Annotated in this window: 11 protein-coding genes and 1 pseudogene; 10 read left to right on the top strand and 2 right to left on the bottom strand. The window is 60.8% G+C overall.

Annotation, left to right across the window (positions count from 1 at the left end; all coding sequences use genetic code 11):
• The 10 genes and pseudogenes from nifH to C1D09_RS09150 all read left to right on the top strand — a co-directional run.
• The coding region (nifH, locus tag C1D09_RS09195) for a nitrogenase reductase (RefSeq protein ID WP_143973967.1) at positions 1-733 on the top strand (733 nt) is incomplete at its 5' end.
• Positions 734-837: 104 nt separating this feature from the next.
• The gene (gene nifD, locus C1D09_RS09190; RefSeq protein WP_143973966.1) at positions 838-2,343 is read left to right on the top strand and encodes a nitrogenase molybdenum-iron protein alpha chain; all 1,506 of its coding nucleotides are present in this window, start codon (positions 838-840) and stop codon (positions 2,341-2,343) included.
• Positions 2,344-2,470: 127 nt separating this feature from the next.
• Positions 2,471-4,012 (top strand): nitrogenase molybdenum-iron protein subunit beta, encoded by a 1,542-nt coding sequence (gene nifK / locus C1D09_RS09185; protein ID WP_143973968.1) that lies wholly within the window; start codon positions 2,471-2,473, stop codon positions 4,010-4,012.
• A 59-nt stretch (positions 4,013-4,071) separates the two neighbouring features.
• A complete protein-coding gene (gene nifE / locus C1D09_RS09180; RefSeq protein ID WP_143973965.1) occupies positions 4,072-5,562 on the top strand; it encodes a nitrogenase iron-molybdenum cofactor biosynthesis protein NifE in 1,491 nt (496 codons plus the stop codon).
• Between the two features lie 9 nt (positions 5,563-5,571).
• Complete coding sequence (gene nifN, locus C1D09_RS09175; RefSeq protein ID WP_143973964.1) at positions 5,572-6,954, top strand: nitrogenase iron-molybdenum cofactor biosynthesis protein NifN; 1,383 nt, start codon at positions 5,572-5,574, stop codon at positions 6,952-6,954.
• Positions 6,920-7,417 (top strand): nitrogen fixation protein NifX, encoded by a 498-nt coding sequence (gene nifX / locus C1D09_RS09170; RefSeq protein WP_143973963.1) that lies wholly within the window; start codon positions 6,920-6,922, stop codon positions 7,415-7,417. The genes nifN and nifX overlap by 35 nt, the downstream gene beginning before the upstream one ends.
• A 17-nt stretch (positions 7,418-7,434) precedes the next feature.
• Entirely contained in the window at positions 7,435-7,914 is a 480-nt protein-coding gene (locus C1D09_RS09165; protein ID WP_109671389.1) for a NifX-associated nitrogen fixation protein, read from the top strand.
• Positions 7,915-7,938: 24 nt separating this feature from the next.
• A complete protein-coding gene (locus C1D09_RS09160; protein ID WP_143973962.1) occupies positions 7,939-8,724 on the top strand; it encodes a response regulator transcription factor in 786 nt (261 codons plus the stop codon).
• A 99-nt stretch (positions 8,725-8,823) separates the two neighbouring features.
• A complete protein-coding gene (locus C1D09_RS09155) occupies positions 8,824-9,711 on the top strand; it encodes a universal stress protein (protein WP_143973961.1) in 888 nt (295 codons plus the stop codon).
• 176 nt (positions 9,712-9,887) lie between these two features.
• A pseudogene (locus C1D09_RS09150) lies at positions 9,888-10,503 on the top strand (NAD(P)/FAD-dependent oxidoreductase); the annotation flags it as partial.
• A gap of 713 nt (positions 10,504-11,216) precedes the next feature.
• Here C1D09_RS09150 and C1D09_RS09145 read toward each other — a convergent pair.
• Together C1D09_RS09145 and C1D09_RS09140 are read right to left on the bottom strand one after the other, a co-directional pair.
• Positions 11,217-11,618 (bottom strand): hypothetical protein, encoded by a 402-nt coding sequence (locus tag C1D09_RS09145; RefSeq protein ID WP_069091081.1) that lies wholly within the window; start codon positions 11,616-11,618, stop codon positions 11,217-11,219.
• 24 nt (positions 11,619-11,642) lie between these two features.
• Positions 11,643-12,386 (bottom strand): acetoacetate decarboxylase, encoded by a 744-nt coding sequence (locus C1D09_RS09140; RefSeq protein ID WP_097571868.1) that lies wholly within the window; start codon positions 12,384-12,386, stop codon positions 11,643-11,645.
• Positions 12,387-13,861 lie beyond the last annotated feature (1,475 nt).

The raw sequence follows: 13,861 nt of genomic DNA, 5'->3' as shown, positions 1-13,861 counted from the left end.
GGCGCAGGATACCGTTCTGCATCTCGCCGCCCAAGAAGGTTCTGTGGAAGACCTTGAACTCCAGGACGTGCTCAAGATCGGCTACAAAGACATCAAGTGCGTGGAGTCCGGCGGCCCCGAGCCGGGTGTCGGCTGCGCCGGCCGCGGCGTCATCACCTCGATCAACTTCCTCGAGGAGAACGGCGCCTATGACAATGTCGACTATGTCTCCTACGACGTGCTGGGCGACGTGGTGTGCGGCGGCTTCGCGATGCCGATCCGCGAAAACAAGGCCCAGGAAATCTACATCGTCATGTCCGGCGAGATGATGGCGCTCTATGCCGCCAACAACATCGCCAAGGGTATCCTGAAATACGCCCATTCGGGCGGCGTGCGGCTCGGCGGGCTGATCTGCAACGAGCGCCAGACCGACCGGGAGCTCGACCTCTCCGAGGCGCTGGCCGCCAGGCTCAATTCCAAGCTCATCCACTTCGTGCCGCGCGACAACATCGTCCAGCACGCCGAACTGAGGAAGATGACGGTAATCCAGTATGCGCCGGACTCCAAACAGGCAGGGGAGTACCGCGCGTTGGCCGAGAAGATCCATGGCAATTCGGGCCAGGGCACCATCCCGACCCCAATCACCATGGAGGAGCTCGAGGACATGCTGCTCGACTTCGGCATCATGAAGACGGACGAGCAAATGCTTGCCGAGCTTCAGGCCAAGGAAGCGAAATTGGCCGTCGCTCAGTAACCGCCGCTACCGACGGGGGGCGCCGACCGTGACCTGGCGCCCCTTTCTACGAAACAAGGCCTCGTCGGCGAGGCGTTACCCTAACCTTGAAAGGGGCAGGTCCCATGGGCCTCGACTATGAGAATGACGGCGCTTTGCATGCGAAGCTTATCGAAGACGTGCTGTCCCAATATCCAGACAAGGCGGCGAAGCGTCGCAAGAAGCACCTCAGTGTCGCAACGAGCCAGGACGAGGCTGGAGGGGAGGACAAGGGCCTTTCCGAATGCGACGTCAAATCGAACATCAAATCCATTCCGGGCGTGATGACAATCCGCGGCTGCGCCTATGCCGGCTCCAAGGGCGTGGTGTGGGGTCCGGTCAAGGATATGGTCCACATCTCGCATGGGCCAGTCGGCTGTGGGCAATATTCCTGGTCGCAACGCCGCAACTATTACGTCGGCACGACGGGCATCGACACATTCGTGACAATGCAGTTCACCTCCGACTTCCAGGAGAAGGACATCGTTTTCGGCGGCGACAAAAAGCTGGAAAAGATCATCGACGAGGTCGAGGACCTGTTTCCGCTCAGTGGCGGCATCTCGGTGCAGTCCGAATGCCCGATCGGCCTGATCGGGGACGATATCGAGGCAGTGTCGCGCAAGAAGGCCAAGGAGCACGAAAAGACGATTGTACCGGTGCGCTGCGAAGGTTTCCGCGGCGTTTCACAATCGCTCGGCCACCACATTGCCAATGATGCGATCCGCGATTGGGTCTTCGACAAGGACGATGTCGATTTCGAGTCCGGCCCTTACGACGTCAATGTCGTTGGCGACTACAACATTGGCGGCGATGCCTGGGCTTCGCGAATCCTGCTTGAGGAGATTGGACTTCGGGTGGTCGGCAACTGGTCGGGCGACGCCACGCTCGCCGAGATAGAGCGCGCGCCCAAGGCCAAGCTCAACCTGATCCACTGCTACCGGTCGATGAACTACATCTGCCGGCACATGGAGGAAAAGTACGGCATCGCCTGGATGGAATACAATTTCTTCGGCCCCACCCAGATCGAGGCCTCCCTGCGCAACATCGCCAAGCATTTCGGCCCGGAAATCGAGGAGAAGACCGAAAAGGTCATCGCCAAGTACCGGCCCTTGGTCGATGCCGTCATCGCCAAGTACCGACCGCGCCTCGAAGGCAACACGGTGATGCTCTATGTCGGCGGGCTGCGTCCTCGTCACGTCATCACTGCTTACGAGGACCTCGCTATGGTGATCGTCGGCACCGGCTACGAGTTCGCCCACAACGACGACTACCAGCGCACCGGCCATTACGTGAAGAATGGCACGCTCCTCTATGACGACGTCACCGGTTACGAACTGGAGAAGTTCATCGAAGGCATCCGCCCTGATCTCGTTGGCTCCGGTATCAAGGAGAAATACCCGGTGCAGAAGATGGGCATCCCGTTCCGCCAGATGCACTCTTGGGACTACTCCGGCCCGTATCACGGCTATGACGGCTTCGCCATCTTCGCCCGCGACATGGATCTGGCCATCAACAACCCGGTCTGGGGTCTCTACCGCGCGCCGTGGAAGAAGATGAAGGACGCACCGCTGAGGGCGGTCGCCGCCGAATGAGGACTGGCCTCCCTGCCAGGCAGGGAGGCCGATAAATGCTCGGGGGCACTCGATCCGCGGAGGCCCTTCAAAGTTTCGATGTCCCTGTGCTGCCGCTTGCCGCGGCCAGATGGAAAAGGTGACCACCATGCCGCAATCGGCCGAAAAAGTTCTCGACCATGCTCCCCTGTTCCGCGAGCCGGAATACAGACAAATGCTTGCCGAGAAGAAGCTGAATTTCGAATGTCCGCACCCTGATCAGATCGTCACCGACCAACGCGAATTGACCAAGACTTGGGAATACCGCGAAAAGAACCTCGCTCGCGAGGCGCTTGTCATAAACCCCGCCAAGGCCTGCCAGCCGCTCGGCGCGGTGTTCGCGGCCGCGGGCTTCGAGCGGACCATGTCTTTCGTCCATGGTAGCCAGGGCTGCGTTGCGTACTACCGCTCGCATCTGTCGCGACATTTCAAGGAGCCTTCGTCAGCGGTTTCCTCCTCGATGACCGAGGACGCGGCAGTGTTTGGCGGCCTGAAGAACATGGTCGACGGGCTCGCCAATACCTACAAGCTCTACGACCCCAAGATGATCGCTGTCTCGACCACCTGCATGGCCGAGGTCATTGGCGACGACCTGCGCAGCTTCATAGAGAACGCCAAGAACGAAGGCTCGGTCCCCTGCGACTTCGACGTGCCTTTTGCTCATACGCCTGCCTTCGTCGGCAGCCATGTCGATGGCTACGACGGCATGGTGAAGGGCGTGCTGGAGCATTTCTGGAAGGGCAGCGAGCGCTCGCAAGCCGCTGGGACCATCAACATCATTCCAGGCTTCGACGGATTCTGCGTCGGAAACAACCGGGAACTCAAGCGCCTCCTCGACCTGATGGGTGTTACCTATACCGTCATTCAGGACGCCTCAGACCAGTTCGACACGCCGTCGGACGGCGAATACCGCATGTATGACGGTGGCACCAAGATCGAAGACGTGAAAGGGGCGCTCAACGCGGAGGCGACACTGTCGCTGCAGCATTACAACACCCGCAAGACGCTGGAATATTGCAACGAGGTCGGGCAGGCGACGGCATCCTTCCACTATCCGCTGGGTGTCCAGGCGACCGACGAATTCCTTATGAAGGTCTCGGCGATTTCCGGCCAGGAGATCCCCGAGACAATCCGGATGGAGCGCGGCCGACTAGTTGACGCCATGGCGGACAGCCAGTCATGGCTGCACGGCAAGAAGTACGCAATCTATGGGGATCCGGACTTTGTCTGCGCGATGGCCCGCTTCGTCATGGAGACCGGTGGCGAGCCGACACATTGCCTCGCGACCAACGGCACATCGGCCTGGCAGGTCGAGATGAAGGAATTGCTTGCATCCTCGCCCTTCGGCCAGGATGCCCAGATCTGGGCGGGCAAGGATCTCTGGGCGATGCGTTCGCTGCTGTTTACAGAGCCGGTGGACCTGCTGATCGGCAATTCCTATGGCAAGTATCTGGAGCGCGACACCGGCACGCCGCTGATCCGGCTGATGTTTCCAATCTTCGACCGGCACCATCACCATCGCTTTCCCCTCATGGGCTACCAGGGTGGATTACGCGTGCTGACGACGATCCTCGACAAGATATTCGACAAGCTCGATCGCGAGACGAGCGAAACGGGCGTGACGGACTATTCCTATGACCTCACCCGCTAAGCCCGTGCCGGCTTTTCGCCGAGGCCGCCCATGCCCAATGGACTTCGGAGACTGACGCAATGACCTCGCTCAGTGCCAAGATCCAGGACGTTTTCGACGAGCCCGCCTGCGATACCAACCGCGGCAAGGATGCCAAGGCGCGCAAGGAGGGCTGCTCGAAGCCGCTGACCCCCGGGGCGGCAGCCGGCGGCTGCGCCTTTGACGGCGCCAAGATCGTCCTGCAGCCCATCACCGACGTTGCGCACCTGGTCCATGCGCCGCTCGCCTGCGAGGGCAATTCCTGGGACAACAGAGGCGCAGTTTCGTCCGGGCCAACCCTGTGGCGGACAAGCTTCACAACCGATCTCACCGAACTCGACGTCGTGATGGGGCAGGGCGAGCGGAAGCTGTTCAAGGCGATCCGCGAGATAAAGGAAACATATGCGCCGCCGGCAGTCTTCGTCTATTCGACCTGCGTGACGGCGCTGATCGGCGACGACATCGAGGCCGTGTGCAAACGCGCGGCCGAAAAATTCGGCTTGGCCGTGGTGCCGATCAATGCGCCGGGCTTGGCTGGCTCCAAGAACCTCGGCAACAAACTCGCCGCCGAAGCGTTGCTCGATCATGTCATCGGCACGGTGGAACCCGACGACGCCGGGCCCTACGACATCAACATCCTTGGCGAATTCAACCTCTCAGGCGAATTCTGGCTGGTGAAGCCGCTGCTTGATCGGCTCGGTATCCGGGTGCGCGCCTGCATTCCGGGCGATGCGCGTTACATCGACGTTGCATCCGCGCACCGCGCCCAGGCGGCTATGTTGGTGTGCTCGAGCGCAATGATCAATCTGGCCCGCAAGATGGAGGAGCGCTGGGACATCCCGTTCTTCGAGGGCTCCTTCTACGGCATAACCGATACCTCGGAAGCACTTCGCAACATTGCTGAGCTGCTGGTGAGGAAGGGCGCCGATGCGGAGATCCTCGATCACACAGAGACGCTGATTGCCGAGCAGGAGGCGATTGCGTGGAGGAAGCTCGAGGCCTACCGCCGGCGGCTTCAAGGCAAGCGCGTGCTGCTCAATACGGGCGGCGTGAAGTCCTGGTCAGTCGTCCACGCCCTGATGGAGATCGGCATGGAGATCGTCGGCACCTCGGTCAAGAAATCCACCGTCGAAGACAAGGAGCGGATCAAACGGATCCTCAAGGACGAAAACCGCATGTTCGACCAGATGGCAGCGCGCGATCTTTACGCCATGCTCTCAAAACACAAGGCCGACATCATGCTGTCGGGCGGGCGCACGCAATTCGTCGCCCTGAAGGCCAAGACACCCTGGCTCGATATCAACCAGGAGCGCCAACATCCTTATGCCGGCTATGACGGCATGGTGGAACTTGTACGGCAGATCGACCTCGCCATTCATAACCCAATCTGGGGCCAGGTGCGGGAGCCGGCGCCGTGGGATTGCCAGCCTGCCGGGGAGGACGATCTGGCGAGCACGAAGAACGGGACCGCGACTGTGAACGCTTTCAACGAATTCGCCGGCGCGACGGCTCACCGCTCCGGCAACCGTTGAGGAAATCCGATGGTCCGCATCCTTCGCAATACCAAATCAGCGGCGGTCAACCCGCTGAAGTCGTCGCAGCCGCTGGGTGCCGCCTTCGCTTTTCTTGGAGTCGAGGGTGCGATGCCCCTGTTCCATGGCAGCCAAGGCTGCACCAGCTTCGCGCTCGTGCTCTTCGTGCGGCATTTCAAGGAAGCGATCCCCTTGCAGACAACGGCGATGGATGAGGTGGCAACCATACTCGGCGGAGCGGACCATCTGGAAGAGGCGATCCTCAACCTCAAAACCCGCACTAAGCCAAAGCTGATAGGAGTGTGCACGACCGCGCTGGTGGAGACCCGTGGCGAAGACTGCGCGAGTGATATCGCCAACGTCAAGCTGAAGCATGCGGAAGAGCTCGCGGGTACGGAGGTTGTGCTGGCCAACACGCCTGATTTCGGCGGCGCTATCGAAGAAGGCTGGGCCAAGGCTGTCGCGGCGATGATCGAAGGGATTACACGGTCGGGCGCACGGACCCGGCAGCCGAAGAAGATCGCGATCCTGCCCGGATGCAACCTCACTGTCGCTGACGTCGAGCATTTGCGTGACATGGTTGAAAGTTTTGGGCTCAAGCCGGTTATCCTGCCGGACGTCTCCGGCTCACTCGACGGCACGGTTCCTGACCGCTGGGTAACCACTACCTATGGCGGCACCAGCGTCGAGGAAATCCGCGAGCTTGGCACGGCCGCGCAATGCATCGTCATCGGCGAGCACATGCGCCACCCGGCGAAAGTACTGCACGGGTTGACCGGCGTGCCGTTCGCGGTGTTCCAGTCGCTGACCGGATTGCGGGCTGTCGACCGGTTCGTCTCGCTGCTATCGGCGGTTTCGGGCGCGGCGGTGCCGGCCCGGGTTCGCCGTCACCGGGCGCAATTGCAGGATGCGTTGCTTGACGGACATTTCCATTTCGGAGGCAAGAAAATTGCGATCGCTGCTGAACCAGACCAACTCTATCAACTCGCAACCTTCTTCACGGGCATGGGCTGCGAAATCGCGGCGGCGGTCACGACGACCGATATGTCGAAGGTTCTGCAAAAAGTACCGGCGGAGTGGGTTCAGATCGGCGATCTCGGCGATTTGGAAGCTCTTGCAGCGGGCGCGGATCTTCTCGTTACGCATTCCCACGGTCGCCAGGCGTCGCGACGCCTCGGCATTCCGCTCATGCGCGTCGGCTTCCCGATCTTCGACCGGCTCGGCAGCCAGCACAAGCTCACAATCCTCTATCGGGGGACCCGCGACCTGATCTTCGATGTTGCCAACATCTTCCAGGCCAACCAGCACGCGCCGACGCCTGAGGCGCTTGATCCATTCCGGAAACGAGAAATGCCAGATGAGCTCCGTTCGTCGCCTCTCACTCGTCACTGACGAGGTTCATGCACCGATGCCGGAACGACGAGCAGGCGCATTGCGCGTAGCCATCGCCACGCAAGACATGAAGAATCTCAATGCCCATTTCGGGTCCGCCAAGCGCTTTGCTGTCTACGACGTGACGCGCGAGGAGTGGCATCTCGTGGAAGCCGTGGCCTTCGATGACGTTTCCGATGAGAGCGGGAAGCGTCGGACCGAGGGCGATGACCGCGTCACGCCGAAGGTGGAGGCGCTGAAGGGCTGCCATCTGCTGTTTTGTCTGGCCATCGGCGGGCCTTCGGCAGCCAAGGTTATTTCGGCAAAAATCCATCCAATCAAGGTGCCGCAGCCACAAACCATCCAAGAGGTGCTGTTGCGCACGCAGATGATGCTGAGAACGTGTCCTCCGCCCTGGCTGCGCAAGGTGCTGGCCGAAGCTGGTGTCGCCGAAAAGAAACCCTCCTTCGAGGATGAGGACTGAAACAAGGAAAGAGCAAAATGTTTGAAGTCGCGATCAGCCCTGCTGTCAACGATGACGAGGCGGCCCTTGCCAGCCCTTTCGTCAAGTGCCTCGTGCGGCTGATCCTTGCTCAAGATTCGCACGGGTCGTGGGACGGCAAAGCGGACACCGAGTTGCTGGCCGACTTCATCGTCAGCAAGGAACGGCGTCGTACGATCCCGATCATCGGCGATCCCGATCCGGACGTGCTGTGGAGGCTCGACAAGTTTTACACTGCCGTCGCCCTTGCGATCGAGGAGCGCTCCGGCCTGATGGCATCGCCGATGATCGAAATGAGCCATGAGGGGTTCGGGCGCGTGCTTTTCACCGCCGGGCGGCTGGTCGTTCTGTCCAAGACCGTGCGCGACGTCCATCGATTCGGCTTCGAGACGTTCTGCAAACTCGCCGCGGCCGGTACGAAACTGGTCGACGATGCCATCGCAGCCATCGACGCCTATCCCGAGGTGGCACGGGCATGAAACCAATTTTCGAGCATGAGGATCATGTCAGGCCTTGAGGAGCCGCGATGGCCAGCCCACGCGGCCGACGCGGTCGAGGCCAATGTGGTTCTCGGGGTAGCGCTGATGAAGCCACTCGTCCTGATCTGTTCGCAAGATGCGGAGTTCTATCTGTTCCTCAGCCACATACTGGAGGTGGACGGCTTCGTCAGTGAGCCGGCAGGCGGCGCCAAGGAAGCACTTGCAAAGGCCGACGAACGGGAATTCCAGGCCGTGGTGCTGGACTGCGGTCCAACGAGCCTTACCGGGTCCGCAATCTGCGCCCGGCTCAAGCGGGAACCCCGGACCGGCGGCCTGCCCATCATTGCCCTGATCGCGCCCGGCGCCGAGAACCAGCACCTTGATCTGTTGAAGGCCGGCATTGACGAGAGCTTTGTGCGGCCAATGGCGCCGGCCAAGCTGCTCGATTATCTGCGGACGAGGCTGGCGCTGCCGAAGCCGGGTTCAAACGGGATTGAAAACAACAGCTGGCTTTCCTATGGCAGCCTTGAGATGAAGCTCGATGCCCACCGGGTTTGTGGCAATGGCCATGACATCCATCTCGGACCGATCGAGTTCAACGTGCTGCGGCATTTGCTCGAGGCTCCCGGCAAGGTCTTCAGCCGGGACGAGCTGATCGGCGGGGCCTGGCCGGCCAATATCCATGTCGGTCTACGCACAGTTGATGTCCATATCAGTCGGCTCAGAAAGGCACTGGAGACGGCCTCGACCGGTATCGTCATTCGTACCGTCAGGTCGGCCGGCTACTCGCTTGAGAAGCTGGACGGCTGAATCGAGTGCCGGGTCTGGTGCCACTCCTTTTTCCTCGCGCTGTGAGCCGGTCTTGCGGCCTGAAACGCCCTCATCGAACACTCAGGAAGAAGCACGAAAATGGGCTTTAAAACGGTACTCTGTTCGACCGGCGCTGACCATTCCGATCGGGACGTCAGAACTGCTGCCGGCTTGTGTGCGGAGATCGGCGCGCACCTTTCCGTACTGATTATACCCGCTCCGATGCTCCTTATGTCGCATCGGCAGATCGGAGATGGTGTCTCCGAGTGGCCGGTAGGACGTGGACAGGCAATTGCCAGATTGAACGACCGGTTTCGGCAAATCGATCGAGTTACACAGGACGCGGTCAAACTGGAAAAACGCTCCCGAGATATCCACAAACTGCTGGAATCTATGTCTCTCGCCTATGACCTTGACACCGACTATTACGATCCGGCCAGCCTCGGTGAAGTGGCACGACAGCGGGCGCTCTGCGCCGACCTCACGATCATCGGACCGGGGCTCCTCGACGACGAGAATCTCGGACCTCCTGTGGTCAACGGCTGCTTGTTCGATACGGGAAAGCCGGTGCTCGTTGTGCCGAAGGGGGCTGAGGCGACGCTATGGCCACGGCGCGTCCTGGTCGGTTGGGATTCGCGAGTCGAGGCGTCCCGTGCGGTTCGAGAAGCGCTGGGCCTCCTACGCGTTGCTGAGGAAGTTCGTGTCGCCCTGGTCGATCCGAAGGCCAACTACAACGGGAACGGCGCGGAGCCTGGAGCCGACATCGCTGCTTATCTCACTCGGCACGGTGCTCGGGTGTCGGTTGACCTCCTGCCAAGTGCCGGCAAATCGGCGGCCACGGTGCTTGCGCAGCACGCAATCGACATTTCTGCGGACATGATCGTCATGGGCGCCTATGGCAGCCGTCGGCTGCGTGAGCGGCTCTTTGGCGGTGTGACCAGATGGATCTTTGAAAAGCCGACATTGCCGCTGTTTTTGGCTCGATGACGGTTCCGGACCCGCACCGATGCTGTTCAAAGCTCTACTGTGACGCCTGCATTCATACGTAGATGGGCTCCATCGAAATAATCGATCTTACGAAGAGTAACGAACATGAAAAGCATTGCTCGGGAGGCGACGCCCGCCGGAAATCTCTCCAGTCATGCGCAAGGCGGAGGTGGAACGGCCAGAGCGTGACCAGTGTCAGCCTCGACAATGGCGACAGGCTGGAAGTTGGCATCGTCGTCAACTCAGCCGGGCCGAATGCCGGCACGGTGGCTGCCATGGCGGGGCTGGTGTTTCCGGTCGAGCCGCGCAAGCGCAACGTCTTCGTCTTCGAGGCGCGCGAGAAATATGCCGACATGCCGCTTCTGGTTGATCCCTCCGGCATCTATGTCAGGCCGGAAGGCTCGGTCTATCTCACTGGCGGCGCCGAACCGGAAGAAGGCGACGGCCCGGCCGACCCCACCGATTTCGAGGTCGACTGGCCGCTGTTCGAAGAGGTGATTTGGCCGGTGCTGGCGACCCGCATTCCGGCCTTCGAGGCCATCAAGGCGACCCGCGCCTGGGCCGGGCACTACGATTACAACACGCTCGACCAGAACGCGGTGATCGGGCCGCACCCAGAGGTCGGCAATTTCCTCTTCGCCAACGGATTTTCAGGCCACGGTCTGCAGCAGGCCCCGGCGGTCGGCAAGGCGCTGGCCGAGCTTCTCGTGCACGGCGGCTACCGCACGGTCGATTGCTCCGCGTTTGGGTACAGCCGTGTCGCCGGCGTTCAGGGAATTGAATGTGATCTAACGCTGGCGGGACAGCCCCCTCTCTGGCCTGCCGGCCATCTCCCCCGCAAGGGGGGAGACCGGCAGCTTCCCTGGCGGCTCCAAACTTCTAGCCTTGGAGATTGGCGAAGGCAGCGATGACGGCCAATCTCCCCCCTTGCGGGCGCGGTCAGCGGGGTCGTTGCCTTTGGCGATGCATGTCGTGGCTGGACCGGGTGAGGTGAGTCCGGCCCGTCTACCCAGCCTCTGCGCCCGCCCCGAAGCCGCTCGCCCGCTCAGCGCTATGAGGGCGCGCTCGCGAGCGGCTTCGCGAACGCTGCGCTACAGCACGTGCAGGGACGCGACCCCAGTGAAGGCATACTCCAGCGTGGATTCGCCAATTCCGTTTCGTTGGCCCCTCAAGCCGGTCTTCCAACCGAAGGCCGAACGCGCCAATTCGCCAGCCAACTCCATCAACGATTGTCTAAATCCGCAACCTGGGGCGGTTCGCTCGTTTGCTTGAGCACGGCACAGACGGGATCGCGAGTACGATGCCGCGGAATGGGAACGCACCCATACTTGGGCACGAGGGCCCCGAGCCAAAGCGCATCGCGCCAATCGGCGTCGTCACGTTCGAGATACATCACCGGCTGCTCGGCGCTTTTACGCTCGCATATGCGCCGGCACGCCGCTGGCGATCGATGACGCATCTGCCGACGAGGCTGCTCGTTCCACGAAAAAGCGATAAGCGCGAGATCAATGGGCAACCTCGTCGGGATCGAAAAGAGCGCTAAACCGGGTTGCTAGATCAATCCAGGGTGCCGCGTCGCCGCTCTCTGAAGCTATTCGAACGACCGCCGCCAGATAATCGGTAAAAGCCTTCAGTCTTATGGCGCCTTGCTCTGAGAGGCAGTCAATGGCGTCAAGCCGCTGGTAAACGGCAGCGAGCATATGTTGCACCAAAAGCAGGGAGGATGGGCAAGGGCAATCGCTCTTACTCGCGAGGCGCCTGCACTCGCTGCAAAGCGGCGGAATGTCCTCTAAGGCTAGGTAGCTGGAAAGACGTTGTATGAGATTGTCAGTGGCGTTCCTTGTCGAGAAGCCGTCCACCAGCTCCCCATCGCGTTGGTTCAATGAGATATCACTGTAAAAGTTCATGGTTCTTCCTTTCCGATGGCGAGGCTAGGCTTCCGCGAGATAGTCGTGGACGACCTTCCCGAGCGCGAGCGTGAGATCTGCGACGAGGTGTACTGCCGAGACTACTTCCAGCACCGGCAGTTCGGCCACGGGGGCAAGCGCATGCGACCAGAGGTTCAGGGCTGCCGGGCCGGTCCAGGCGCCCCTCAAATGGACGTCCTCTAGATGATATTCCACGAGCTCACAGATGCGCGGCGTGCCGTCGACATGCGGGATAATTTTGAGGAGGAAATTCGGTTCAGCGAGCGAGGCCCTCACGCTCGCGAGGTCGGCGGCTCGGTGCTTGTAGCCCATGGTACCCGTCGCGACGCGGACCGGCCCGTAGTCCAGCGTGCCAACAAGGGTATCCGTCTCCGTTCGGAGCGTTGGGCTAGCGAGCTTCTTGGGAAAGCCCCACAACTCGCGTCCGCCCGCTATCGGCGGATGGTCGTCGAGAAACATGCAGTGGGTATAGCTCCCCCTGCGGCCACAGAAGGAGACAGGGATGACCTGTCCGCCTTCCGTGTAGTCGCCGAAGCCCGTCGAGTCCGGCATGCGAATGAACTCGAACTTGACCATAGGCTCGCACACCTGAAGCGGCTCCGGCACAAGGTCGCGCAGTTTCTGCGGATCGGTGCGATATGTGATGATCAGATACTCCCGGTTGCGGAAGCGATATGGGCCGGCCGGGTAGGCCGGGCTGATCAGGGGCATGGCGAAAGCTTTCCCACGGACGGTATCTTGGTGCATGTTTGAAATTCCTTTGTGCTGGATCAGGTGGGCTTAGATCGGTCTGCATGATGGCGGCGAGGCTCTCCGAGGTGCTGTCGTAGCCATCGCGGACGCGGTTCCATCGCTCCGGTTGTGATCGAGAGGCAAGATTCGAGGTAAAGTGATTTTGTTCCTTATTTGAAGGCGCTGCTTCCCGTCTGCCCTCGTGGTAGGAGGAGGTGGAGTGGCGGCCAGCTCCGATTTGTCCTCATGACGGGGTTTGCGGATCGACGCGCATGCGCCATGCCAAATGAGAAATCGTTCGGTGCCCGCAGGACAGACGGCCTCGGCGAGCCAGTCGAGAGAGAAGGTCTTCGCCTCACGCGGATCAGATACGAATTCCCGAGCACTGCGGTGATGTAGCAGGAAGGCCTGCGACGCCACCAAACCTCTGTCGCGAAAATATGGAGGTGACGCAGTATCCGCCGTCTAGCCAGACAGCATACGCAGCATCCGGCAGCACGCACTCGACGGCCGGCCCCATCGCCGGCTCCAGGAGAAAAGATCAGCTATGAGCCGGCAGGCAGTCGCTGCACGCGGCGGTCAGGTCGTGTAGATCTTCCGCGCACACAGCCGGCGCCGAAATGATGCTAGATGATGAGCCGACGCCAACATTACCGCAGGGGAGACAGCCAAGTCCGTCCTCAAGCGTCTGAAATGCATGTCCAAAAGCTGACAGCGACAAAAACATGTCTGGTCCAAAACCACCGGCCGCCTTGGGCGTGAGGTTTCTCGAAGCCTACTCGTGCAGTTGCTGCGGCTAAGCGCGCTGGCACGGCCTTTGCTGGAGATGCTGCAATATTGAGTTTGACCGCATAAGAACGCGAGACGATTGATGGTCTGCTGCGCCATCTCGGCGGCGCGCCCGCTCCACGGTCACGGCTACACCTTGGCAATGGCTGACGCGCGACTTTGCGGTTGCGCCGCCTGCCGCGCCGATGCGCCCGAAGTTCGTTGATAGTCCGCTCGGCAGATTGAGGAAACCGGCTGTTGACTGCTGCCAAGGCGGCGATGGCTGGGCTCATTCGGACTGTCTTGACCGTCGGTGTCATGAAGCCAAAGACACCATGCTGGACGTTATGCATGACCAAGACGAGTGGGAGTCACAACGAATGATTTTACCGGAACTGCGCTCTGCTATCCCAGCCGGCAGAGTTTTGGAGATAACGACGACCACAGGATGCATCGTGGGATGTTCATATTGTCCGGCAGGACAAGTTCGCTGACCGGCAAAGAAAGGTATCTGATACGAAGCATCTTAGTCTTGGAGATTTCAAGCGCTGTCTGGCGCGCGTACCAGCCTCCGTCGACATTGGTTTTGCCGGGTATTCTGAGCCATGGCTCAATCCCGATTGCACCGAAATGGTCGAGCACGCTTCCGCCAAAGGCCACGGCATCAGGATTTTCACGACGCTTGTGGGAATGAAGGGGCAGGATCTACAACGCTTGCAGGC

Source organism: Mesorhizobium intechi, from assembly GCF_002879535.1.
GTDB lineage: Bacteria > Pseudomonadota > Alphaproteobacteria > Rhizobiales > Rhizobiaceae > Mesorhizobium > Mesorhizobium intechi.
The sequence above is the reverse complement of the archived record's forward strand: the minus strand, read 5'-3'. Positions and strand labels throughout refer to the sequence as shown.

Coding starts and splice junctions, on each gene's coding strand:
- nifK (WP_143973968.1), top strand. CDS start 2,471: ATGCCGCAATCGGCCGAAAAAGTTCTCGACCATGCTCCCCTGTTCCGC.
- C1D09_RS09155 (WP_143973961.1), top strand. CDS start 8,824: ATGGGCTTTAAAACGGTACTCTGTTCGACCGGCGCTGACCATTCCGAT.
- C1D09_RS09140 (WP_097571868.1), bottom strand. CDS start 12,386: ATGCACCAAGATACCGTCCGTGGGAAAGCTTTCGCCATGCCCCTGATC.
- nifD (WP_143973966.1), top strand. CDS start 838: ATGGGCCTCGACTATGAGAATGACGGCGCTTTGCATGCGAAGCTTATC.
- nifE (WP_143973965.1), top strand. CDS start 4,072: ATGACCTCGCTCAGTGCCAAGATCCAGGACGTTTTCGACGAGCCCGCC.
- C1D09_RS09145 (WP_069091081.1), bottom strand. CDS start 11,618: ATGAACTTTTACAGTGATATCTCATTGAACCAACGCGATGGGGAGCTG.
- nifX (WP_143973963.1), top strand. CDS start 6,920: ATGAGCTCCGTTCGTCGCCTCTCACTCGTCACTGACGAGGTTCATGCA.
- nifN (WP_143973964.1), top strand. CDS start 5,572: ATGGTCCGCATCCTTCGCAATACCAAATCAGCGGCGGTCAACCCGCTG.
- C1D09_RS09165 (WP_109671389.1), top strand. CDS start 7,435: ATGTTTGAAGTCGCGATCAGCCCTGCTGTCAACGATGACGAGGCGGCC.
- C1D09_RS09160 (WP_143973962.1), top strand. CDS start 7,939: ATGTCAGGCCTTGAGGAGCCGCGATGGCCAGCCCACGCGGCCGACGCG.